This is a genomic window from Marinomonas sp. MED121, assembly GCF_000153025.1.
Lineage (GTDB): Bacteria > Pseudomonadota > Gammaproteobacteria > Pseudomonadales > Marinomonadaceae > Marinomonas.
Window position 1 is genome coordinate 78,347 of the sequence record NZ_CH672435.1, and the last position, 23,566, is coordinate 101,912.

Sequence of the window (23,566 nt, forward strand, 5' to 3'; positions counted from 1 at the left end):
CCTACCCGTTAAAGCAATCCATTCAAAGAAATCAATTCAAGATATTCAGTGAGTTTGAAAGCTAGTTCTTCCGGTTGATTCTCTCTTTCATTACCAATAAAAGAAAATAAAGCGTTGGTTTGAGTCTGGTTGGCTTTGGCGACTTAGATACGAGTCTTGATACTCGCATGCATAGACAAATCAGGTGTCTTTTCTAACTTAGCTCGAACTGGGTTTATTCTTTAATTCAGGTAAGACATAAGCCATACATATATAAGTTACAAAAAGCCGAAACACGTGTTTCGGCTTTAAAAATGTTTCAGAAAAAAAGAGCTTCAGAAAAAAGCTGTTTCAGATAAAGTGCTTCAAAAGAGAATGTCCCTTTTAAAGTTTATGGATAAACCATCACACATATTGCGCAGCACAATAACCACTCGCCCAAGCCCATTGGAAGTTGTATCCGCCTAACCAACCTGTGACATCGAGCACTTCACCAATAAAAAATAAGCCCTTAACGTCTTTTGCTTCAAAGGTTTTTGAAGACACATAGTTAGTATCCACACCACCCAAGGTCACCTCAGCTGTGCGATAACCTTCTGTGCCATTGGGTTTAATCACCCAGTTATGCAGTATGTCGGCGATTTCTTCAAAGGTCTGATTAGCATATTCAGCTAAAACACCTTGCCATTTGTGATCTTCAATTAGCATACTGGCCAAGCGTTTTGGTAATAGCTGGGAGAGCACTTTATCAATTTGGCTTTTCGGGTTCTTTTCTCTCGCTTCAACCAATAATGAGTAGATAGACTCTGCTGGGTAAAGGTCGATTTTAAGCTCATCTCCAGGCAGCCAATGATTGGATATCTGTAAAATAGCAGGGCCACTTAAACCTCTGTGGGTGAATAGCATGGGTTCTGTGAAACGGGTTTTATTGGCCGTAACAGACACATCACAACTGACACCCGCTAAGGGTTCGAATTTCGCTTTCAAATCTGGTTGCAAGGTGATCGGCACTAAACCTGCTCTTGTTGGCAATACTTCAAGGCCAAACTGTTCTGCTATTTGATAACCAAACCCCGTTGCCCCTTTAGAAGGGATGGATAATCCACCGGTTGCAATCACTAAGGACTCGCAAATAAAAGTGCCTTGGCTTGTTTCAACCTCCTTGCTCTCACCTAGGTCTGTCACTTTAACAACCTTGGTATTTAGCGAAAGATTGACACCCGCCCATTCACATTCGGTTAACAAGATAGAGAGCAGGTCTTTTGCACTTTTCTGACAAAAGAGCTGACCTGGAGCTTTTTCAACATACTCTAAACCATGCCTGTCCATAAGCTCGACAAAGTGACTTGGCCCATAACGTTTTAAAGCGGATATGACAAAGTGAGGGTTTTGCGATAGAAAATGTTTCGGGGAGGCATCCATATTTGTGAAGTTACAACGCCCACCACCAGACATGATGATTTTCTTACCTGCCATATTTGCATGATCGATCAAGGTCACAGATCGACCTCGATAAGCGGCATTGGCAGCACACATTAGACCAGAGGCACCCGCCCCTATTATCAGCACATCTATTTTCTTCACTTACACTCACCCTTTTAAAGACAAGGCATTATAGTGATTCGCTCCATGTATTACAGTCTTTTTAAGCAAGCGCTAAAATTTATTTCAAAGGGCGTTAAAGTTATCCACACCTAGTTTAATCAAGCCTCATAGCAGCCACATTTAAATTTCAAATGTCTGAATTACCGAGCTTTTCTCAGCGAGTTTCCAGCAATGAGCAAGGAATAAAGAAATACATTCTAACTTTCTAATTAAAAAGGTGACATCTGATGACTTGACAATAATTCTGTCCACAAAAACCGTGAAAAAATCTGTGGGAATTCCATTTTTTCAATTAAAAAACAATAACTTAAATAACAAAAAAACTTTTTTACCCTAAAGCACTTCTAACTTGTCAAGATTTTAGGAAGCTAGAAATAAAAAAAATATCGTCGTAAAAAAACCTTATTCTGTTTATTTAAACAGTAGTTTTTTTATCAAAAATAGGCATCAGGGCTAACAAAATATAAAGTTTCTAAATTATTTTCATAAAAAATAATTTTTTTTATTCATGTGGATATCTTTAAACATTTTTACTTGATTAATTTACTGTATGTTTATACAGTACTGTATATAAATTCAGCAATCGAGATAAAAAGCATGAAAAAGCCAATCTTTAATGCACCTTTTAGTCATAATGTTTATTTGCTCTTGGGGCTATTTGTTTTAGCCATCTACTCTCCGGCCAAAGATGTTTTCACTTGGGTAAGTAAAGAGTTTAAAAATGAGCAAATTCAGTTAATTGACATCTCTTTTGGCAATAAGCTTCCTTGGCAAAAACAAGCACAAGATTACACTTATTTAGCCACATCAAATAATCAAGCCGCCTATCGTCCACAAATCATTCATACCCGTTTAAAGCTTAGTAATCCTAGCAATGAAAGTAAGTCCTTTAAAAAAATCTGGCTCACCTTTGAACACGCCAACGGCGCCACTGAATACACGACGGATTACAGCCTTTATCATATTAAGACAAGACAAAAGCTCGTGGGCTCTAGTGTAAAACTGGCTGCAAACAGTGAAATTGAATTGCTAGCCTCCTATCGTTTTATCCCTAGCTATCCAAATAGCAAACCACAAAATTTGAAAGTTTCTTGGGAAAATGAATCCTATTTAAGAAAAAAAGGCTGCCAACTTAACTTTGAAAATTTAGCAATGAATGACTTCGGTCAAACTTGTTCAAGATAAGCAAGCAGTTGTTCTAAGGTTGAAAATTAATTCTAAAACGCACTTGATAATGATTTTCATTTTGACTACGATATCCATTAATTAATCAAGCAATCCATCTAATCGGAGTCGTTAAATGAAACGTTTTGTAACACCAATTGCAGCCTGTGTTGCTGCTACTTTACTTACAGCATGTGGTTCACAAGGTGTGCAGCCAAACAAAGCCATTACAGCAAACGATGTTGTTGTTAACTACTCTGATATTGCACATGCTATCTATACAGATTCATTAACGACTGCCCAGTCTCTTAAAGTGGCGGTAGATGCTTTTATTGCAAACCCAACAGAAGCAACACTAGCAAATGCTAGACAAGCTTGGATTGATTCACGTGTCCCTTACCAACAAAGTGAAGTGTATCGCTTTGGTAATGCCATTGTTGATGACTGGGAAGGTAAAGTGAATGCTTGGCCACTTGATGAAGGTCTTATCGATTATGTTGCTACCGATTACGGTACTGACTCTGATGTGAACCCTCTTTACACTGCAAATGTGGTTGCTTCAACCTCTTTGACAATTGCAGGTCAAGCAGTGGATACAAGCAATATCACACCTAGCCTACTAGAAGAACTTCACGAAGCGGATGAAGTTGAAGCCAATGTAGCAACGGGTTACCACGCGATTGAATTCCTACTATGGGGACAAGATTTAAACGGTACTAACCCAGGTGCGGGTGAGCGTCCTGCTACTGATTACGATGTAAATAACTGTACTGGTGGTAATTGTGACCGTCGTGCAGCTTACCTTGTTGCGGCAACTGATTTGCTAATTACCGATCTTGAAGAAATGGCAGCTAACTGGGGGGCTAACGGTGAAGCTCGTCAAGCAATCCTAGACCAGGGTGACAAACAAGGCTTAGCCACAATCCTAACAGGTATGGGTAGCTTGGCTTACGGTGAGCTTGGTGGTGAACGTACTAAGTTAGGCCTAATGCTACACGATCCAGAAGAAGAGCATGACTGCTTCTCTGACAACACTCACTACTCACATTTTTATGATGCCAAAGGCATTCAGAATGTTTACCTAGGTGAGTACCAACGTGTTGATGGTTCTTGGGTAAAAGGAGCATCTTTATCTGCGTTAGTAAGCGCGCAAGATTCTATCCTTGACGCTGAAATGAAAGGCAAGCTTGAAAATACTCAAGAAGCTGGACAAGCTATGGTCGATGCGGCAAAAGTCGGTCAAACATTTGATGTATTAATCGCTATGGGTAACCAAGCAGGTAATCAACTAGTTCAAGACTTTGTTGACTCTCTAGTTGCTGAAACACGTACAACAGAAGAAATCATTCGTTTACTAGAACTTGAAGATATCACTCTTGAAGGTTCTGATAGTTTGGATAACCCAAGCGCGGTATTCTAAGCCATATAAAAGAGACAGCAATTTTGCTGTCTCTTTTTATCTAAACCTTACTTGTTTAACAGCTACCGCCAACCATCAGATGCCGAGCTTACATTGAACACTTTCTACCAGAATACTGGAGCAAGTTTACTTGTTGCCGGTTTTTTTGCATTTTCAGCAAGTCCCGTTTTTGCCAATGACAAAGCGGATAAAAATGCATTTCAGCACCCCTTCCCCAATCTGTCAGCAGAATTGAAGTTCAATCACAGCTTAGGACGTTCCCTATTCGAAAAATTCTGGGTAGCGTCACCCTCATCAACCACAGCAAGTGATGGCTTGGGGCCCTTGTACAATGCTCGTTCATGCCATAGTTGCCATCTAAACAATGCCAAAGGCCATGCGCCTGATCATTTACAAAGCGCCGCTTTTGTCCCCTCATTTTTTGTTAGGTTAAAACGCTGGCCACGACCTGTAGACTTTGACCCCAAAAAGGCAGTCACGGGCGATGCCACTTACGGTACCCAGCTACAAACGCTCTCAACCACTGAGCTACAACCAGAAGCAAATTTAATGGTTGAGTATCAATATTCAACCTTGAACTTTGCTGATGGCACTGCCATTGAACTAAGAAAGCCAAGTTATAAAGTAACTAAACTGGGCTATGGTGACTTTAACTCAGACACCTTACTTTCGGGCCGAGTTTCACCAGCCTTAACCGGTGTTGGGTTAATCGATGCATTAGATGCGACCAGTATCCTGTCTCGTGAAGATATCAATGATGAAAACAATGATGGCATCAGCGGAAGAGCTAATCATGTTTGGGATAAAATCAATCAATCTTGGCAAGTAGGCAGGTTTGGCTGGAAAGCCACAGTAGCGACGTTATCTGAACAAAACCAAAGTGCCTTTAACGGTGATTTAGGCCTTTCAACCCCACTACTCACCTCTGCCTATGGTGATTGCACTAACAATCAAACTGCTTGTTTAAATTTGGCCAATGGCAATAGTGAACATTTGGATAACCTTGAAGTTAGTAATAAGGTCATGTCATTAGTTAACCAATTTTCAGCCCTATCAGCACCTAGTCGAATCAGAAACTTAGCAAATACTCAGTTTATGCAAGGGAAAGCCGTATTCGATCAATTAAACTGTGTCGGCTGTCATACACCCAAAATGACTACTGGCTTGGAAAATGAGTATAACGTATTGTCTAATATCACCTTTTACCCATTTAGTGACTTTTTATTACATGATATGGGTGAGGGTTTAGCGGATAATGGCAACGAATTTGATGCCAAAGGTAACGAATGGCGAACGGCGCCTTTATGGGGAAATGCACTAAATAAGACCACATCGGGAAGAGAAAGCTACCTACATGACGGTCGAGCCAGAAATTTGTTTGAAGCCATTGCATGGCATGGTGGAGAGGCAAAACAAAGCCAGTCTGGTTTTTTACAGCTCGATAAAAAGCAAAGAAGTGATTTAATCTATTTTTTGGAATCTTTATAAATGAAAACCTTGCTAACACTGCCCCTAACATTCGTGTCACTGACGCTGCCTCTGCTTACTTCAGCAAACACACTGAATGATCAAAGCCCTTGGTCAGACACCTTTAATGGCATCAATAAAGAACTGATTATTCCTAATTATGATGCTTTTGCACAATCGGCGTTAGATTTAAGCACAGGTATCCAGTCTTTTTGTCAGCAAGCTGACGAAAATACCCTTGTTCAAACGCAAGCGTTATTTAAAGCAAACTTAAGCGACTGGCAGCAAGTCCAATGGCTAAACTTTGGACCTGTTACTCTCTTTATGCGCTATTACTCGTTTGAATACTGGCCAGATAAAAAAGGCTTAACACAAAGACAATTAACCAGCTTGATAAAAAATGATGTCGATACGCAAGATGATAAATTTTGGCGTTCTGCAAGCATTGCCGTTAGAGGCTTAACAGCAATTGAAGCCTTATTATATCGCCCTCAATTTGATCCTATCAACAAACCTGAATACTGCGACTTACTTGTTCAAGTCGGCGAGCACCACCAGCAAAGCACCGCAAATATCCTCCTTGAATGGCAAAATGGTCAATTAGAGGATTGGATGTATTTAGATGAAGATGAAAGCGGTAATTTAATTACCCTCAGCCTTGAGAAAATGATTCAGCAATGGCTAGAACACATTTCCATGGTCAAAGAGAGTAAAATTGAAACCCCCATAGGTTGGCACGGAAAAACCAATGTCAAATTGGCTGAGTTTTATCGAAGTGAACAATCACTGGTTGCCATCAAAGAAAATATAAAGCTATATAATGCCTTGTATCACGCTGGCTCTAAATCACTTTATGATATGGCCAAGCTTAAAGAGCCAGCACTAGCAGAGCAATTAGATCAGTCTTTAAAGCAAGCCCTTGTTAAGGTTAATGCACTGCCTAGTCATTTTTATTCCGCTTCACTTGCGAAAGATGAAAGAATTAACATGGCTACGCCTGTGATTAAACAGTTATCAAAAAGCCAGAATGAACTACTTAGTCTGGTGACTAAAATGGGATTTCAAATAGGTTTTAATAGTCGCGATGGGGATTAAAGTGATTTCTCGTCGCAATTTAATTAAATCAGGTTTACTGTTTTCTAGCCTTTCCTCTTGGCAACTCCTCGCTCAAGAGGAAAAGCCAAGTCAATTATTTGCTTCAGCCTTTAGCCTAAATAGCCAGCAGCATTTTTTTACGGTGTTTAATGAGGAAGGCAAAGTCAGCTGGCAGCAGGCTTTACCAGATCGAGCCCACGCCCCAATTGTTCATCCAACAAAAGCCTTAATTGCGGTTGTGGCTAGACGACCTGGTTTTTATTTAGACATTTATGATATCCAAACAGGTTCACGCGTCTTAAGGCTCACGCCAGAAGAGAACCACCACTTCTATGGCCATGGTCTTTTTAGTGCGGATGGTCGTAAATTAATTACCCAAGAAAATCATTATCCTAGCGGTGAAGGCCGAATTTTCGTACGTTCACTTGAGTCGGGGCAAGTCATACAGCAATTTCCAAGTTATGGCATCGGCCCCCATGAGTCATCTTTAATAGATGAGAATATCCTTGTCATCGCTAACGGGGGCCTTAAAACTCACCCAGAGAATGACAGGCGTATTCTTAATTTAGACAGTATGCAGGCCAATTTAGCCTTTATCTCACTAGCAACGGGTGAGCTTATTAATAAAATCACCTTACCGGCCAACTTGCACCAACTGAGTATTCGTCACCTAGATGTTAACTCGAAGGGTAAGGTTGCTTTAGGTTTTCAATATCAAGGTGATGAATGGGATGATGTGCCCTTAATTGCAACAGCAGATATGACATCAAAGGCATTTGAATTGTTGGATTTACCCATGACAACCAAAAGACGATTAAAGCAGTATTGCGGCAGTGTCACCTTTGATCAGTCAGGTCACACACTTGCAGTATCTTCCCCTAAAGGTGGGATTGTCGTCTATTGGGATATGAAAACGAATCAATTCATTGGTCAACATAACTATCAAGATGTATGTGGTATTTCTCCAACCTCTAATAAAAATGAATTTCTCATCACCACAGGTAGAGGCAAACGTATTTTTGTGAACCCAATTACTGGCGATAAAAATACCCTAGCTAATACACCAAACTGGCGCTGGGATAACCACATACACAGGTTACCCAGTTAGCTCAAATCCTCTTGTTATTATTGAGAAAAAATCTTAATGCCCACTATTCCTATTTGTTTAAGCATCTGATTTATAGATATTTTTGCAAAATATGAGCAGACCTGTAATATTATGGGCTGGAATTTGTTTTCAAAGAAAAGATTTGGATCTTTTCAGCGCTTTAGCTTACAAAAGTAGATAGATGTTGATAAATTTTTTAAAAGATTTCTTTTTAATTAAAGAAGAGCAACTTGCTCTGCATGATAAGGATACCTTTCGTAAAAGTGCTTTACGCATTCTGCTTATGACGGCCCTATTTTTTGGGCTTGCCATCAACTTAATGACAAGCATTGAAGCTTGGCGGCAAGATAATTTCCTTATCATCGCGATCAACTTAAGCTTTGTCTTACTTACTCTTTTTCTAATCAAAGCCAGCAAACACTACTCAAACAAACTATCCGCCACCTTTTTAATATCTCTCCTGATCTCATCTCTTTTAATGATTCCTCTCATTCAGGATAATCAGACCTTAAAACACGGCCTAGTGTTTTTATATACCTTACCCATACTGTCCAGACTCTTCTTTGGGGTTAAGGCTTCCCTGATAGCCATGGGATTTAATGTCCTTACTTATACTTATATCGTCAGTGACTTTAATATTTCGCTTTTACCTAAACAGTATGACCTCACCCTCCCAAATACGGATATGGCTTTTCACACTGTTGTTTTTGTTTTTATCAACATTGCCATTCCCTTGGCTATCTCTAGGATTTTTTACACCTTAGAAGCCAATGCGAAACAAATGGAAGTTCTTAATAATAAGATAAATAGAAATAATGAGTTATATGAAGAGATATTTGAGCATACAGGTACGGCTACCCTCTTATGTAACCGTAATGGACAAATACTCAAAGCAAACCGCAAAGCAACAAAGCTGCTTGGGTTTAATGATAGTAACCAACTAGAAGAATCATTTATTAATAGGTGGTTAGCACCGATTGGTGAATCGAAAGAACGCTATTTTTGGCAATCAAATGCCAGTAACTGCCAATTAAGATCAGATGACAAGATACATATTGAGTTACATAGATCAAACTTAACAACCCATGGCTATTATGTCATGCACCTGCAAAATGTCACCCACTTAAAAGCAATGAGAAAAGTGCTTGATCACACCCAAGAAAGAAACTCTCGACTGGCTAAGTTTGATGCTCTCACTCAACTCCCTAACCATAGTAATTTCTGCCAGCTGGTAAATCAAAAAATTACTAAGGGCCAAGAACATAAAACAGGGGCGATGTTTATTATACGCATCAGCCAGTTTAAGCTTTTAAACAAACAGTTCGGACAAGAAAAAGCCAACCAAATCATCATCAGCTTTACCCGTAAACTGCAAGAGAACTTATCGGATAAAACCATAACGAGTAGATTGAGAGGGGTAAAATTTGCTTGCTTTATCCCAATTGGTCAAACCTATTTAATTCAGCGAAATTTATCTGCTCTGATTCAATCCGTATTGCCGCCTCAGCTCAAACTCAATGGTGAATCCATTAATTTGGAATATCATGTAGGTATTAGCTATACCCCTTCTGATGGGACCAATGCACAGGAACTCATTGAACACTGTGAAATGGCCTTAGAAAATGCCACCAGCGCCGATCGTCTTGCCTATTATAATCATGCTCGTGAAACGAACTTGATTGAAGAGTACCAACTTGGCACCTTGTTAAGTGAAGCCATTAAGCAAGATGAGATACATCTTTGGTTACAGCCTCAGGTTTCAGCAAGCGGTGATATTGTCTCCTTTGAAGCATTAGCAAGATGGCAACTCAGCAATGGCCAATACGTTTCTCCTGTTGTTTTTATTCGAATTGCAGAAAGTTTAGGCCTGCTACCTAAACTTGCTGAAAACCTGGTGAGGGAGCTTGTTTCATTACTGGCTGTTTGGCATCAAGAACACATTAAAACCCCTGTAGCGATCAATCTCGCTGGCCAAGAATTGATGGATGACACCTTCTTTGCACTTATCATGTCATTAAGCGCGGATTATACTTGGTTAAGTGAAATGCTTGAGCTTGAAATAACAGAAACAAGCAGTGTTATGACCAACCCCCTGATACATAAACGTTTAAAAACCTTGTCCCAATATGGTTTCTCTATTGCGATTGATGACTTTGGTACAGGCCAGGCCTCTCTTGGTCAGCTCATTGATATTCCGGCCAATATTTTAAAAATAGATCGACGCTTTGTGGCACCGCTCCCTTCAGACAAAAGGCACCTTGATATCGTAAAATCAACGATTGAAATGGCAAACTCATTAAATATGAAAGTCGTTGCAGAAGGCATTGAGACCAAAGATCAAGCAGAGCTGCTGGCAGCCTTAGGATGTCATACTTTACAAGGCTATTATTTTGGCAAACCTACCCCAGTATTAGAATGGACAAAAAATGATAACGAAAAAGCCAAACAGCTACGTATGGTTTTTTAATTAAGATTACTCCCCTTCAAAAAATTCATAATATGAAATATAAGAGAGTTTTTTTGCACTTTTTATGCAAATAGTTCTTATTACGTATTTATTAAAATGCCAAATAAGAATAAAGTATCGAGCTCTAAATAGCTGATAGTAATATCTTGACACTTTATTGAACGTTTTTGTTGGTGTTTTTGACCTTTTATGACGTTGTCATGAATTTATGAATACTAAATACTGAGTCTGCCTTGATACTTATGTATTGACTCTTGTAGAACAAAATCGTTGATTTTGCTGGATATTACCTAAGTCATCACAAGAAAGGATTGCTGAATTACCGCAGAGTAATCGCAAGCATAAAAATAATAATGAGGAATTTACTATGTTCAAGAAAACCAAACTGGTTGCTGGTATCTCAATTGCAACCGCTACTTTAATCTCTCAACAAATCTCTGCAGCAGGCTTTGCGGTAAACGAACAAAGTGCAACAGCATCAGGTTCAGCTCTCGCTGGTAACGCTGCAAGTGATACGGATATCTCTTATAGTTACTGGAACCCCGCTTTATTTGCTAACGCAACTGAAACTACCCTTTATATTAATGGCTCTTACATTTCTCCTTCTGTAGAAATGAAAAATCAAACGGCTACTAATAATGCGTCTACCACTATAGGTGGCTCTGGATATTCATCAACACAAGGAAGTTCAGATCCTTCTGATGCAGCGACGATTCCTGCAATTTATTTAGCCGTGCCAGTTAATGAAAAAACAGTATTAGGTGTTTCTTTAAACGTACCTTATGCCATTGCCAGTGACTATGATGACGATTGGGCCGGTCAATACCATGCGACAAAAACAGAAATCTCAGATATTTCATTATCCTTAAGTGCTGCTTATCGATTCAATGACTGGGTTGACGTGGGTGCAAGTATTCAAGCGCACAGCACATCTATGACACTTGAAGCTGAAGTTATTGATGCTGATGATGATGGCTACGGCGTTCAAGAGCTTGAAGATGACTTATCTTTTGGTTGGTCGGTTGGTGTTGCCATGGAACCTCAACCAGGCACACGTATTGGTATTGGTTATCGTAGTGAAGTAGATGTCAACCAAGAAGGTGAAGTAGACTTTTCAGATATTAGTGCTGTAGGACAATCTACTGCGGTTGGCTTGGTTGACTCAGATATCACTGCAGACAATACATTACCTGATCTTTTAACCCTTAGTTTAGAGCAAGAATTAACCGATGATCTAACGCTAGGTTTAACTGCAATGCGTACCGGCTGGAGCTCAGTTCAAGAGCTTAATATCGATTATGATGATGACACAACAAGCCTAAGTAATTCAGTTGTAACCTTTAATTATAAAGACGTCTGGTTCTACTCAGTTGGTTTAACTTATGACTACTCTGAAGACTTAGTTTTAAGAACTGGTTATGCGATAGATAATTCACCATCTGATCCAGATAATCTATCAGCACGTGCCCCAGGTAGTGATAGACAGTGGATTACATTTGGTGGCACATATGATGTTTCTGAATCAACCCAAGTTATGTTTTCTTACATTCACTTGAGTTCAGATCCAGCATCAGTTGACAAAGATGGGACTGGTGAAGATTCTTCACGCGGCTCTTTCTCTGCTGATTACGACATCAGTGCTAACATCTTTGCAGTGGCACTCAACACCACCTTCTAAGAAAAGCACTTAGCAAGATCCCCAAATAAAACCCAGCTTCGGCTGGGTTTTTGCTTTTCTCGGTTAATCAAAACTTTCAAAATGTTTAGACTAAGTTAAAACTTTTTAACCACTTCTTTTCATTTCTTACTTTTCATTGCTTACTTTTATCAAATCTAAGTATTAATACTGAGATCATATTAGGTATTTACCCTCTTAAATTACGTATTCTTGCCAATTTATTTCAGAGGCCTGCTAAGCGATAGTGTGATGGCTTAAGTAAAACCAGCATAAATAAACATATTGCAGGACAATAAAAATAATGAAAAACTTTAAATATAAAACCCTCATTGCGACAACCGCAGTACTGGCTAGTGCCTTCACCATGCCAAGTTTCGCTGCAGATAAAGTGTATAAACTTAAATTGGCTGAGACTTGGTCTGCCAACTTTCCTATCTTTGGTGATGCGCCACGTAACATGGCGCGTATTGCTGAAGAGATGTCAGGTGGGCGTTTAAAAATCACTATAGACTCTTCCAATAAGCACAAAGCGGCTTTTGGGATTTTCGATATGGTTCGCTCAGGTCAATATGACATGGGGCACTCAGCGTCTTACTACTGGAAAGGTAAAGTACCAAACACACTTTATTTTACCACCATGCCATTTGGCATGATTACACCTGAGCAATATGGTTGGTTCTACTACGGCGGTGGTATGAGCCTAATGCAAGATGTTTATAAGCCATTCGGTTTATTATCCTTCCCTGGCGGTAATACTGGTAACCAAATGGGCGGCTGGTTCCAAAAAGAGATCAATTCTGTCGAAGACTTAAAAGGTCTTAAAATGCGTATCCCAGGCTTTGCAGGTGAAGTCATGGCTAAACTGGGCGCTAAACCGACTAACATTGCATCAGGTGAGTTATACACCGCCCTTGAACGTCGTACCATCGATGCCCTTGAATGGGTTGGTCCTTCGTTAGACTTACGCATGGGCTTTCACAAAATCGCACCTTATTACTACACAGGTTGGCATGAGCCAAGTACAGAACTTCAATTCTTAGTCAATCAGCGTACTTGGAAAAAACTACCTGATGATTTAAGAGAAATATTACGTACTGCCATGAAAGTATCAGCCTATGATATGTACATTCAGTCTTACCATGAAAGTGGCGAGAACTGGGCCACAATGAAAACTGAATACCCTAATGTTGAAGTGAAAACATTTCCAAAAGATGTGTTAAAAGCCATGAGCAAAGCCAACCAAGAGTTACTTGATGAGAAAGCAGCAGCTGACCCATTAGCAAAAGAAATTCTTGAGTCACAAGCGGCTTACTTGAAGAAAGCACGTGTTTGGACAAACATTTCTGACCGCGCCTACCTAGATGGCCTTGACGATACTGCCAACTAATTCATATTGCTCTCAAACTAACTAGATTAGGCTAGGCTTAATCTAGTTAGTCTTTACTTTTTCTGCATTCACTTAATTCTTGGTATGTCTATGTTTTTACTCAATCTTGAGCGAGTAATATCTCGTTACAGCATATTGCTTGGCAAGCTCTCTGCCCTACTTTTCATTTTACTGCTTCTTAATGTGTTTTACGATGTTCTCATGCGTTATGTCTTTAATGATGTTTCCATTGGCATGCAAGAGTTAGAGTGGCACCTTTATGCGGCTATTTTCCTGTTAGGTATCCCCTATGGTTTAGCAACAGGCGGACATGTAAGAGTCGATTTATTTTACGAACGCCTATCTATAAAAGGTAAAGCTTGGATTGACCTATTTGGTTGTATTTTGTTTTTAATCCCTTTTGCTGTCCTAGTGGCTTATTATGGCGTGGGCTTTGCCACCGAAGCTTTCAAACTAGGCGAAACCAGCGGCGACCCAGGCGGTCTTCCTTATCGCTGGATTATCAAAGCCGTCATCCCTTTTGCTTTCTTTTCAATTGCCATTAGCGGCATAGGTATGCTGCTGAGATGCATCAACGCGATTCGCGGACTGAGTAAAGCAGGTTTTGATCACGAACCTATTCAACATTAGTCGCGCAACCTCAGCAATAAATATAAAAAGCAGAAAGATTTAGGTAAGAATTATGATTGGTATAATAATGTTTTTTGTAGCACTAGTAATGCTACTTTTTGGATTTCCTGTTGCCTTTACCTTTGGTGGCATAGCGTTAATTTTTGGTGTATTTGCTGAAGGTTTTGATATGTTTGCCTTCATGCCTTTCCGTATTCAAAGCTATATGGAAAACACGGTAATGATGGCCGTGCCTCTGTTTGTTTTCATGGGAATCGTATTACAAAAAACCCAGCTTGCAGAACAATTACTAGAAGCCATGGGGAAATTATTCGGTGGAGTGAGAGGCGGCTTAGCGATCTCAACCATCTTAGTGGGTGCCTTACTTGCCGCATCGACAGGCGTAGTGGGAGCCAGTGTTGTAGCAATGGGCTTAATCTCCTTACCTGTCATGCTTAAGTACAAATACAATAAATCCTTAGCCTGCGGTACGATTTGCGCTTCAGGCACTTTAGGCCAAATTATCCCACCTTCTATCATATTAATCATTTTAGGGGATGTATTAGGCATTCCAGTAGGTGATTTATTCCAAGCAGCTATCGCACCAGGCATGATCTTAATTGGCTGCTACATTGTCTATATTCTCGTCACCACCTTTTTAAATCCAGAATCAGCCCCAGCTATTCCTTACAATGAAGAAGATGGCACACGAAGCGAGCAAATTGTTGCAGCGTTAAAAGCAATCGTACCACCACTAACACTTGTCTTAGTTGTTCTTGGCTCTATTTTCACCGGTATTGCCACACCAACAGAATCTTCTGCACTTGGCGGCGTTGGTGCATTAATTTTAGCCATTCTCTATAAGAAATTTAATCTTAAAATGCTGTTTGACTCCAGTTTAGAAACAGTAAAAGTAACCGCTATGGTCTTTGCCATTTTGATGGGGGCGACAGCCTTCTCTATGGCCTTTAGCTATACGGGTGGTGACTATATTGTTGAAGAGGCATTGCTTTCCCTACCTGGTGAAAAATGGGGGTTCATCATCCTCTCTATGCTTGCTATTTTAATACTCGGGTTTTTCATCGACTTCGTCGAAATCGCCTTTATCATAGTGCCAATTTTAGCCCCTGTTGCTGAAACCTTAGGCATCAATATGGTTTGGTTTGCCATTTTAATCGCAATGAATTTACAAACTTCCTTCTTAACGCCGCCTTTTGGCTTTAGTCTCTTTTACTTAAAAGGGGTTGCACCTAGTTCAATAACCACCATGGACATTTATAAAGGCGTACTTCCTTTTATCGCTATTCAAGTACTCGTTTTAGTTAGCATCATTATCTTCCCTGAGTTTTATGGCATGGGATAATCAAATGATTTAGTATCCAAAAAGGCCTCTACAGATATAGAGGCCTTTTCTGGTTTGAGGGATCTTACTAAAAAAATAAAAATAAGGTTCAAAGTGTGAATTTAAAAATAAAAATTCTGTTATTAACAGTGATTCCCTTGCTGGGCGCGACAGCGATTATTACCTACCTTGGCTTAACCTCAGCGAAAGAGCTTGCCCGTGAAGAGCTTAAAATTTACGAAAACAATCTGATTGACGTAAAAAAAGAAGCCTTAAAAGATCAAGTCGATCTCGCCTTTTCAGCCATACAAGGCGTCTTAGAAAACACCGCCTTAAGTGACCAAGCTGCCCAAGAAAACGTTAAAAGCATCCTAGGCAGCCTGACCTATGGTGATGAAGGTTACTTTTTTGCCTACACCCAAGATGGCATCAATTTAGTTCACCCTATTCAACCTAATTTCGTCGGCCAAAATCTTTGGGATTTTGAAGACTCATCCGGCAATCTTTTGATACAACATTTATTAACCGCTGCAGCGAAAGATGGTGGTGGTTTCCATCGATATATATGGGAAAAACCAAGCAGCATGAGACAAGAGGAGAAGCTCAGCTATGTATCTCAAATTGAGCGCTGGAACTGGATGTTTGGAACGGGCCTCTATCTTGATGATATTTATGCAGAACTGGCTAAAGCTGATGCCACCATCAATGAAAATATCAGAGAAAGTTTTTTTACGGTTCTCGCCATCATTGCTGCCACTTTAATTTTAGTTATTTTAATGAGTCTTGCGATCAATTTACATGAGCATAAGCTTGCGGATGAAAGGCTTAAAGCACTGGTCAAACGCTTTATACGGCTGCAAGTTAGCGAAAGACGAAAATTCTCCCGTGACTTACATGATGGAATAAATCAGCTGTTAGTTTCCTGTAAGTTTCGCATTGAGCTGGCTAAAAATACCTTAATTAAAAGTCACGACATAACCAAGGTAAATGAGCACCTGACAACAGCAGAAACCGTCATCACTCAAAGCATCCAAGAAATCAGACAAATCAGTCATAACTTACGCCCTACCGCTCTAGATGACTTAGGTTTAAAAACTGCACTGGATACGTTATTAGATCAGTTTCAAGAAAGAACAAATATTAGAGTGCAGCGTTATATTCATTTCGACGAAAATAGCGTGTCTGATGAGGCCGAAATAACCCTATATCGATTAGCACAAGAAAGCCTGTCTAATATCGAGAAACATGCTCAAGCCAATAAAGTCTCTTTTCAGCTGACCCTCATTAATGAACAGATTAATTTTGAATGCATTGATAACGGAGTCGGCTTTACCCAAAGCAAACAGATAAACAAAAAAAGGCATACGGGTATTGGCTTAATCAATATGCAGGAAAGAATCGAACTGATTGGCGGGGATTATAGCTGTCGATCACAACCTAATCGTGGCACAAAAATTACCGCCAGATTAGAAAGCAACTTATTAAAATAAAAATCGCTTAATTAACCGTATTTAGGATTTACTTATGCAAACTATCAAGGTTTTGTTAGTCGATGATCATATGCTTGTATTGGACGGACTCAAAGCACGCCTAGAACTTGAAGACAACATTAAGGTAATAGGAATTGCAAATAATGGTATCGAGGCGCTAGAGCAATCTAAGAAGCTAGATCCGGATGTTGTTTTAATGGATGTATCCATGCCTGTATTAAATGGCATTGAAGCCGCTAAGCGCTTTCAAACAGAGCAACCAGATAAAAAGGTGTTGATGCTAAGCATGCATCAAGACAAAGAGTATATCCTGTCAATTATTCAAACAGGCGCAAGTGGTTATGTGTTAAAGGATGTTCCTGCTGCCGAGCTCGTACTGGCTATTGAAACTGTGATTCGAGGCGGGAGTTATTTTAGTAGTGGCGCCTCTCAAGCATTATATCAAGTACAAGAAGATGAAAAGGAAGAGCTAACTAAAAGAGAGCTAGCGGTACTTAAAGAATTAGCCTCAGGGGCAGCAAACAAAACCATTGCAAACAACCTAAGTATTAGTGTGAGAACAGTGGAAACACATAGACAAAATCTTAAGCAAAAGTTGGGCATTCATTCTGCAGCGGGTTTAACAAAATATGCCATCGAGCATAAATTAATTTAACGATAAAGAAAGTTCAGAACCAAAGAGTGTAAATAGCACTATTTACATGAAGCTATTTCAACAAAGTCATTTAAATAAAGTCATTTAAATAAAGTCATTTAAATAAAGTCATTTAAAAAAAGTCATTTCAATTTTTGCTGTGATGATTCTAAAAGATCTGGATGATGGCAGCTGTCTTATTTAATAAAATCATATAGCAAGAAAAGCAAATATTAGCGTTTAGGTAAGCAGTTTATACTGAGTGAAAATTGATTTGAATTAGAAAGATAGAAAATAAGAAAGGATGATAATGGCGGAACAGACGAGACTCGAACTCGCGACCCCCTGCGTGACAGGCAGGTATTCTAACCAACTGAACTACTGCTCCGTTATCATTTTTACTGTTTAGCCACTGCATTTCCCAAAGGAAGTGGTGGGTGTGGAGAGGTTCGAACTCCCGACATTCGCCTTGTAAGGGCGACGCTCTCCCAACTGAGCTACACACCCGTGCTTTTTAAATCTTGCGATCTAAAGGGTATTCATCAATCTTCTACTAGGTAGAGGAAAGTGGCGGAACAGACGAGACTCGAACTCGCGACCCCCTGCGTGACAGGCAGGTATTCTAACCAACTGAACTACTGCTCCATTTCTCATGTTTTTTAACCACTTCATGTAAGTGGTGGGTGTGGAGAGGTTCGAACTCCCGACATTCGCCTTGTAAGGGCGACGCTCTCCCAACTGAGCTACACACCCGTGCTTTTTAAATCTTTCGATCTAAAGGATATTCATCTTAAATTCTATTACTAGAAGATAAGTGGCGGAACAGACGAGACTCGAACTCGCGACCCCCTGCGTGACAGGCAGGTATTCTAACCAACTGAACTACTGCTCCATTTCTCATGTTTTTTAACCACTTCATGTAAGTGGTGGGTGTGGAGAGGTTCGAACTCCCGACATTCGCCTTGTAAGGGCGACGCTCTCCCAACTGAGCTACACACCCGTGCTTTTTAAATCTTGCGATCTAAAGGGTATTCATCAATCTTCTACTAGGTAGAGGAAAGTGGCGGAACAGACGAGACTCGAACTCGCGACCCCCTGCGTGACAGGCAGGTATTCTAACCAACTGAACTACTGCTCCATTTCTCATGTTTTTTAACCACTTCATGTAAGTGGTGGGTGTGGAGAGGTTCGAACTCCCGACATTCGCCTTGTAAGGGCGACGCTCTCCCAACTGAGCTACACACCCATGCTTTTTAAATCTTTCGATCTAAAGGGTATTCATCTTAAATTCTATTAGTAGAAGATAAGTGGCGGAACAGACGAGACTCGAACTCGCGACCCCCTGCGTGACAGGCAGGTATTCTAACCAACTGAACTACTGCTCCATTTTTCATGTTCTTTAACCACTTCATGTAAGTGGTGGGTGTGGAGAGGTTCGAACTCCCGACATTCGCCTTGTAAGGGCGACGCTCTCCCAACTGAGCTACACACCCGTGCTTTTTAAACCTTTCGATCTAAAGGGTATTCATCTTAAACTCTATTACTAGAAGATAAGTGGCGGAACAGACGAGACTCGAACTCGCGACCCCCTGCGTGACAGGCAGGTATTCTAACCAACTGAACTACTGCTCCATTTCTCATGTTCTTTAACCACTTCATGTAAGTGGTGGGTGTGGAGAGGTTCGAACTCCCGACATTCGCCTTGTAAGGGCGACGCTCTCCCAACTGAGCTACACACCCGTCATCAAAGATGATGGTAATAATTATGGTGCCGGCACCAAGAGTCGAACTCGGGACCCCCTGATTACAAGTCAGGTGCTCTACCAACTGAGCTATACCGGCATTACAATTATTAATTTCGTCTATTTATGGTGCCGGCACCAAGAGTCGAACTCGGGACCCCCTGATTACAAGTCAGGTGCTCTACCAACTGAGCTATACCGGCATTACCAATATTACTTTTCACAACCACTTTAAGTGGTGCCGGCACCAAGAGTCGAACTCGGGACCCCCTGATTACAAGTCAGGTGCTCTACCAACTGAGCTATACCGGCATTGCTAAAGTAACTAAACTAACAAGCTTTCACTTATTACCTACCAGAAAGATGGTGCCGGCACCAAGAGTCGAACTCGGGACCCCCTGATTACAAGTCAGGTGCTCTACCAACTGAGCTATACCGGCTTTCATTTTTCTGGTCGGGACGGCAGGATTTGAACCTGCGACCACTAACACCCCATGCTAGTGCGCTACCAGGCTGCGCTACGCCCCGTTAACCTACTTACAACACAGAACCTCAATGAGATGCCCTGTCGTTGTGAGCGGGGCGTATATTACTATAAGGAATTAAAAAGGGAAGGCTTTTTTTCATTTTTTTGAAATTAATATGAATATTGATTATAAAAACAACAAAACCGGCAATTACCGGCTTTGTTATTGATATAAAAGACTATTCTTGCATGTAATTCTCAACTTTGGACTTTAATTTCTGCCCTGGTCGAAAGGTTACAACCGTCCTAGCCGTTATCGGAATTTCTTCACCTGTTTTAGGGTTTCGCCCAGGGCGCTGACTCTTTTCTCGGACTTCAAAGTTACCAAAGCCAGATAGTTTCACTTGCTCACCCTGGATAAGCGTTTCTCTAATCACATCAAAAAAACTTTCAACTAAGTCTTTCGAATCTTTCTTAGATAGCCCTACTTCATCTACTAAGTTTTCCGCAATATCAGCTTTTGTCAACGCACCCATAGAATTACCCCCTAACAACAACCCCTAGCGCCTCTTCAAGAGCGGCTAAAACTTGCTCAACAGATTTGTTTATTTCTTCATCACTAAGAGTGTGCGAAGGATGTTGCCACGTCAAGCCTAAAGCGACACTTTTTTTCGTATCATCAATACCTTGGCCCTGATAAACATCAAATACAGACACGTCTTTAAAGGCCTCTCCTGCATTATCTAAGATGATTTTTTGCAGACTAGCAACCGGTGTCTCACGATCAGCAAGTAAAGCGAAATCGCGACGCACTTCAGGAAATTTAGAAATCACTTTATAAACAGGTAGCTTCCCTGTCAATACCGCCTCTAAATTCAAATCAAAAAGATAAACCGTTTGGTTACAGCCTAAAGATTTTGCAAACTGCGGATGCAATTCACCAAATACACCCACCTCTTCACCCGCGATTATGACTTTCGCAGAACGACCCGGATGTAGATACACCACATCAGCGCGCTCATAGGTCGGCATTTCACCATCATTTAACGCAAATAAAGCTTCAATGTGAGATTTCACATCATAGAAATCAACTTTATCACTATTGTGATACCAAGCCTCTGGTTCACGTGTTCCGGCAATTAACCCCGCCAAACGCTCTTGTTGATCAAGTTGATCCAAGGCATCCACACTACCAATAAAGCGGCGACCTGTCTCAAACATACGAACACGGCTTTGCTGGCGATTCTGGTTATGCAGGTAGGCCTTCATTAAACCAGGGATCAAACTTGGACGCATAACCCCCATTTCAGCAGAAATTGGGTTTTCCAACGGCACAGGCTCAACATCAGGTACAAACTGCAAGCTAGATTCTTTATCAATGAAGCTATAGGTAATAGCCTCTTGGTACCCTTGAGCGACCAAGGTTGCGCGCATTGTCTGGATACTGGTTTGCGCTTCAGCCGCTGGGGTGAAATTCACCGCCGCGGTTGGCATATTTGCTGGAATATTTTCATACCCATAAATACGTGCAACCTCTTCAATCAAATCAGCTTCAATGGCGATGTCAAAACGATGACTTGGTGCACGAGTAACCCAGTGCACATCCGTCACTTCAACCATATCCAAGTCAAGACGCGTCAAAATGTCAGTCACTTGATCTTTCGAAATAGAAACGGCCAAATACTGATCTAACTTAGTACGACGAAGCGTTACTTCATTTGCCTTAGGCAAGTTGTCTTGGCTAACTTGCTCAGTTACAGGTGCCACTTGACCGCCAGCAATCTCAACAATTAAAGCTGTCGCACGTTCAATTGCTTTATTTTGCAGCTGTGCATCCACACCACGTTCAAAACGATGGGAGCTATCCGTATGAAGGCCATAAGAGCGCGCTTTACCCGCCAATGAAATAGGTGCAAAGAAGGCAGACTCTAAAAAGATATCTTGAGTCTCTTCACTGACTCCTGAGCCTTCACCACCCATGATGCCCGCCATAGCCAATGGCTTAGACTTATCCGCAATCACTAGCGTATCCGCTCTTAGGCTAATTTCTTGACCATCTAACAAGGTCAATTTTTCGCCTTCATCTGCCATACGAACAATGATTGACTCAGATAGCTGATTCAAATCAAATGCGTGCATCGGCTGACCCAGCTCCAACATAACATAGTTGGTAATATCAACAATCGGGTCTATTGAACGCACACCACTGCGACGTAACTTTTCAGTTAGCCAAAGAGGAGATTCAGCCTTAACATTCACACCTTTAATCACACGACCAAGATAGCGAGGACAAGCTTGTGGTGCCTGTACATCAACCGCAAATGTATCTTGAATTTGCACTTCTACAGGCACAATATTAACTGGTGTTAAATCAGTTTGATTAAGTACACCGACTTCACGGGCTAAGCCATGAATACTCAAACAGTCACTGCGGTTCGGTGTTAAATCAACATCAATGATCGAATCATTTAAGTCTAGGTATTCACGAAAACCACTGCCGACAGGTGCAGACTCTGCCAATTCCAACAAGCCATCAGAATCATCACTCAAACCCAATTCAGATGCAGCACATAGCATCCCGAAAGATTCAACTTGGCGTAGTTTTGCTTTTTTGATTTTAAAATCTGGACCAAGCACAGCGCCAACTTTCGCAAAAGGAACTTTAATACCTTCACGCGCATTTGGTGCACCGCACACAACTTGAAAGGTTTCTGCACCATCACTTACTTGGCACACTTTCAATTTATCCGCATTCGGGTGCTTTTCTGCAGACAAAATTTGCCCAACAACCACACCAGTAAATTCTTCTGCTACAGCACAAACCTCATCAACTTCTAAACCAGCCATAGTAATCTGGCTAACTAGCTCTTCCGTTTTGATAGCAGGATTGACCCATTCTCTTAGCCAATTTTCACTAAATTTCATATCAATTATCCTGAGTCTTTAATTATTTGAACTGCTTAAGGAAGCGCAAGTCGTTTTCAAAGAACATGCGTAAATCATCAACTCGGTATCTCAGCATTGCAAAACGCTCAACCCCCATACCAAAGGCAAAGCCTGTGTATTTCTCTGAATCTATGCCAGACATTTCCAACACTTTAGGGTGCACCATGCCACAACCTAAAACCTCAAGCCAAGACCCCTCTCCTTTACTGTTAATACGCCAGATATCCACCTCAATGGACGGCTCAGTAAAGGGAAAATAGCTAGGACGAAAACGTGTTTTAACATCATCTTCAAAGAATACATTTAAGAATTGCTGCAACACACCTTTTAGATCGGCGAAAGAAATATTTTCGTCAATCAACAAACCTTCAACCTGATGGAACATAGGTGTGTGTGTTTGGTCAGAGTCGCAACGGTATACGCGACCAGGACACACAATACGAATAGGTGGCTGTGTTTTTTCCATTGTGCGCACTTGCACTGGAGAAGTATGCGTACGCAGTACCGTATTAGCATTAAAATAAAAAGTATCCTGCATAGCACGCGCTGGATGGTGCTCAGGAATATTTAACGCTTCAAAGTTATGATAGTCATCTTCAATTTCAGGTCCCGCAGCAACATCAAAGCCTATGCCGCGGAAAAAATTCTCAATACGCTCTTGCGTACGTGTGACTGGGTGCAGTCCACCCACCTCTTGCCCTTTACCAGACAAGGTAATATCAATCGTTTCGGTCGCTAATTTTGCATTTAACGCCTGGGTCGCTAAAATTTCTTTACGTTTAGCGATTTCAACTTGAACTTGACCTTTGGCCTCATTTACAAGCTGACCAAATTTTGGACGATCTTCAGCGGATACATTCGCAAGTTGTTTTAGTAAAGCGGTTAACTCGCCCTTCTTCCCTAAATAACGTACACGAATCTCATCCAATGCAGATTCGCTATCAGATGCACTGACTGCATTAAGAGC

At 40.9% G+C, this 23,566-nt stretch carries 16 protein-coding genes and 17 tRNA genes; 12 read left to right on the top strand and 21 right to left on the bottom strand.

The window, feature by feature from the left end:
- Positions 1 to 384: 384 nt before the first annotated feature.
- Complete coding sequence (locus tag MED121_RS22590) at positions 385 to 1,563, bottom strand: NAD(P)/FAD-dependent oxidoreductase (RefSeq protein WP_036181724.1); 1,179 nt, start codon at positions 1,561 to 1,563, stop codon at positions 385 to 387.
- A 618-nt stretch (positions 1,564 to 2,181) separates the two neighbouring features.
- On the opposite strand from MED121_RS22590, the gene MED121_RS22595 reads away from it, so the two are divergent.
- The 12 genes from MED121_RS22595 to MED121_RS22650 all read left to right on the top strand — a co-directional run bounded on the left by MED121_RS22595 (position 2,182) and on the right by MED121_RS22650 (position 17,466).
- Positions 2,182 to 2,769 carry a hypothetical protein gene (locus tag MED121_RS22595; RefSeq protein ID WP_009836140.1) on the top strand — a complete coding sequence of 196 codons (588 nt, stop codon included), beginning with the start codon at positions 2,182 to 2,184 and terminating at the stop codon, positions 2,767 to 2,769.
- Between the two features lie 115 nt (positions 2,770 to 2,884).
- A complete protein-coding gene (locus MED121_RS22600; RefSeq protein WP_009836141.1) occupies positions 2,885 to 4,168 on the top strand; it encodes an imelysin family protein in 1,284 nt (427 codons plus the stop codon).
- Positions 4,169 to 4,261: 93 nt separating this feature from the next.
- Positions 4,262 to 5,656: a di-heme oxidoredictase family protein gene (locus MED121_RS22605; RefSeq protein ID WP_165474642.1), complete on the top strand. Its 1,395-nt coding sequence runs from the start codon at positions 4,262 to 4,264 to the stop codon at positions 5,654 to 5,656.
- Positions 5,657 to 6,730 carry an imelysin family protein gene (locus MED121_RS22610; protein ID WP_009836143.1) on the top strand — a complete coding sequence of 358 codons (1,074 nt, stop codon included), beginning with the start codon at positions 5,657 to 5,659 and terminating at the stop codon, positions 6,728 to 6,730. It abuts the gene before it with no gap.
- Position 6,731: 1 nt separating this feature from the next.
- A complete protein-coding gene (locus MED121_RS22615) occupies positions 6,732 to 7,838 on the top strand; it encodes a DUF1513 domain-containing protein (protein ID WP_165474643.1) in 1,107 nt (368 codons plus the stop codon).
- Positions 7,839 to 8,019: 181 nt separating this feature from the next.
- Positions 8,020 to 10,305 (top strand): EAL domain-containing protein, encoded by a 2,286-nt coding sequence (locus MED121_RS22620; protein ID WP_009836145.1) that lies wholly within the window; start codon positions 8,020 to 8,022, stop codon positions 10,303 to 10,305.
- 367 nt (positions 10,306 to 10,672) lie between these two features.
- Entirely contained in the window at positions 10,673 to 11,983 is a 1,311-nt protein-coding gene (locus MED121_RS22625) for an OmpP1/FadL family transporter (protein WP_009836146.1), read from the top strand.
- 301 nt (positions 11,984 to 12,284) lie between these two features.
- The gene (locus MED121_RS22630; RefSeq protein ID WP_009836147.1) at positions 12,285 to 13,370 is read left to right on the top strand and encodes a TRAP transporter substrate-binding protein; all 1,086 of its coding nucleotides are present in this window, start codon (positions 12,285 to 12,287) and stop codon (positions 13,368 to 13,370) included.
- Positions 13,371 to 13,460: 90 nt separating this feature from the next.
- Positions 13,461 to 14,000: a TRAP transporter small permease subunit gene (locus MED121_RS22635; protein WP_009836148.1), complete on the top strand. Its 540-nt coding sequence runs from the start codon at positions 13,461 to 13,463 to the stop codon at positions 13,998 to 14,000.
- Between the two features lie 52 nt (positions 14,001 to 14,052).
- On the top strand, positions 14,053 to 15,342 hold the full coding sequence (locus MED121_RS22640) for a TRAP transporter large permease subunit (protein WP_036181728.1): 1,290 nt from the start codon (positions 14,053 to 14,055) through the stop codon (positions 15,340 to 15,342).
- Between the two features lie 95 nt (positions 15,343 to 15,437).
- Positions 15,438 to 16,811, top strand: coding sequence for a cache domain-containing protein (locus tag MED121_RS22645; protein ID WP_009836150.1), 1,374 nt, complete (start codon positions 15,438 to 15,440; stop codon positions 16,809 to 16,811).
- A gap of 34 nt (positions 16,812 to 16,845) precedes the next feature.
- Positions 16,846 to 17,466 carry a response regulator transcription factor gene (locus MED121_RS22650; protein ID WP_009836151.1) on the top strand — a complete coding sequence of 207 codons (621 nt, stop codon included), beginning with the start codon at positions 16,846 to 16,848 and terminating at the stop codon, positions 17,464 to 17,466.
- A 290-nt stretch (positions 17,467 to 17,756) separates the two neighbouring features.
- Here the strand turns inward: MED121_RS22650 and MED121_RS22655 are convergent.
- From MED121_RS22655 to pheS, 20 genes are all read right to left on the bottom strand, one after another.
- Positions 17,757 to 17,833: transfer RNA gene (locus MED121_RS22655), tRNA-Asp, on the bottom strand.
- Positions 17,834 to 17,876: 43 nt separating this feature from the next.
- Positions 17,877 to 17,952 (bottom strand) — tRNA-Val (locus MED121_RS22660).
- 61 nt (positions 17,953 to 18,013) lie between these two features.
- Positions 18,014 to 18,090 (bottom strand) — tRNA-Asp (locus MED121_RS22665).
- A gap of 32 nt (positions 18,091 to 18,122) precedes the next feature.
- Positions 18,123 to 18,198 (bottom strand) — tRNA-Val (locus MED121_RS22670).
- A 62-nt stretch (positions 18,199 to 18,260) separates the two neighbouring features.
- Positions 18,261 to 18,337: transfer RNA gene (locus MED121_RS22675), tRNA-Asp, on the bottom strand.
- 32 nt (positions 18,338 to 18,369) lie between these two features.
- Positions 18,370 to 18,445: transfer RNA gene (locus tag MED121_RS22680), tRNA-Val, on the bottom strand.
- 61 nt (positions 18,446 to 18,506) lie between these two features.
- Positions 18,507 to 18,583, bottom strand: a tRNA-Asp gene (locus MED121_RS22685).
- A 32-nt stretch (positions 18,584 to 18,615) separates the two neighbouring features.
- Positions 18,616 to 18,691: transfer RNA gene (locus MED121_RS22690), tRNA-Val, on the bottom strand.
- Between the two features lie 62 nt (positions 18,692 to 18,753).
- A tRNA-Asp gene (locus MED121_RS22695) sits at positions 18,754 to 18,830 on the bottom strand.
- A 32-nt stretch (positions 18,831 to 18,862) separates the two neighbouring features.
- A tRNA-Val gene (locus MED121_RS22700) sits at positions 18,863 to 18,938 on the bottom strand.
- A 62-nt stretch (positions 18,939 to 19,000) separates the two neighbouring features.
- A tRNA-Asp gene (locus MED121_RS22705) sits at positions 19,001 to 19,077 on the bottom strand.
- A 32-nt stretch (positions 19,078 to 19,109) separates the two neighbouring features.
- A tRNA-Val gene (locus tag MED121_RS22710) sits at positions 19,110 to 19,185 on the bottom strand.
- Between the two features lie 26 nt (positions 19,186 to 19,211).
- Positions 19,212 to 19,287 (bottom strand) — tRNA-Thr (locus tag MED121_RS22715).
- A 27-nt stretch (positions 19,288 to 19,314) separates the two neighbouring features.
- Positions 19,315 to 19,390 (bottom strand) — tRNA-Thr (locus MED121_RS22720).
- A 33-nt stretch (positions 19,391 to 19,423) separates the two neighbouring features.
- Positions 19,424 to 19,499 (bottom strand) — tRNA-Thr (locus tag MED121_RS22725).
- Between the two features lie 52 nt (positions 19,500 to 19,551).
- Positions 19,552 to 19,627, bottom strand: a tRNA-Thr gene (locus MED121_RS22730).
- An 11-nt stretch (positions 19,628 to 19,638) separates the two neighbouring features.
- Positions 19,639 to 19,715, bottom strand: a tRNA-Pro gene (locus MED121_RS22735).
- Between the two features lie 177 nt (positions 19,716 to 19,892).
- Entirely contained in the window at positions 19,893 to 20,189 is a 297-nt protein-coding gene (locus tag MED121_RS22740; RefSeq protein WP_009836154.1) for an integration host factor subunit alpha, read from the bottom strand.
- A gap of 4 nt (positions 20,190 to 20,193) precedes the next feature.
- Positions 20,194 to 22,578: a phenylalanine--tRNA ligase subunit beta gene (gene pheT, locus MED121_RS22745; protein ID WP_009836155.1), complete on the bottom strand. Its 2,385-nt coding sequence runs from the start codon at positions 22,576 to 22,578 to the stop codon at positions 20,194 to 20,196.
- Positions 22,579 to 22,600: 22 nt separating this feature from the next.
- On the bottom strand, positions 22,601 to 23,566 hold a 966-nt coding region (gene pheS, locus MED121_RS22750), incomplete at its 5' end, for a phenylalanine--tRNA ligase subunit alpha (RefSeq protein ID WP_009836156.1).

Excerpts from the sequence above, each read along its gene's own strand:
- MED121_RS22600 (WP_009836141.1), top strand. The coding sequence starts at position 2,885 with ATGAAACGTTTTGTAACACCAATTGCAGCCTGTGTTGCTGCTACTTTA.
- MED121_RS22610 (WP_009836143.1), top strand. The coding sequence starts at position 5,657 with ATGAAAACCTTGCTAACACTGCCCCTAACATTCGTGTCACTGACGCTG.
- MED121_RS22595 (WP_009836140.1), top strand. The coding sequence starts at position 2,182 with ATGAAAAAGCCAATCTTTAATGCACCTTTTAGTCATAATGTTTATTTG.
- MED121_RS22740 (WP_009836154.1), bottom strand. The coding sequence starts at position 20,189 with ATGGGTGCGTTGACAAAAGCTGATATTGCGGAAAACTTAGTAGATGAA.
- pheT (WP_009836155.1), bottom strand. The coding sequence starts at position 22,578 with ATGAAATTTAGTGAAAATTGGCTAAGAGAATGGGTCAATCCTGCTATC.
- MED121_RS22625 (WP_009836146.1), top strand. The coding sequence starts at position 10,673 with ATGTTCAAGAAAACCAAACTGGTTGCTGGTATCTCAATTGCAACCGCT.
- MED121_RS22650 (WP_009836151.1), top strand. The coding sequence starts at position 16,846 with ATGCAAACTATCAAGGTTTTGTTAGTCGATGATCATATGCTTGTATTG.
- MED121_RS22630 (WP_009836147.1), top strand. The coding sequence starts at position 12,285 with ATGAAAAACTTTAAATATAAAACCCTCATTGCGACAACCGCAGTACTG.
- MED121_RS22620 (WP_009836145.1), top strand. The coding sequence starts at position 8,020 with ATGTTGATAAATTTTTTAAAAGATTTCTTTTTAATTAAAGAAGAGCAA.
- MED121_RS22635 (WP_009836148.1), top strand. The coding sequence starts at position 13,461 with ATGTTTTTACTCAATCTTGAGCGAGTAATATCTCGTTACAGCATATTG.
- MED121_RS22640 (WP_036181728.1), top strand. The coding sequence starts at position 14,053 with ATGATTGGTATAATAATGTTTTTTGTAGCACTAGTAATGCTACTTTTT.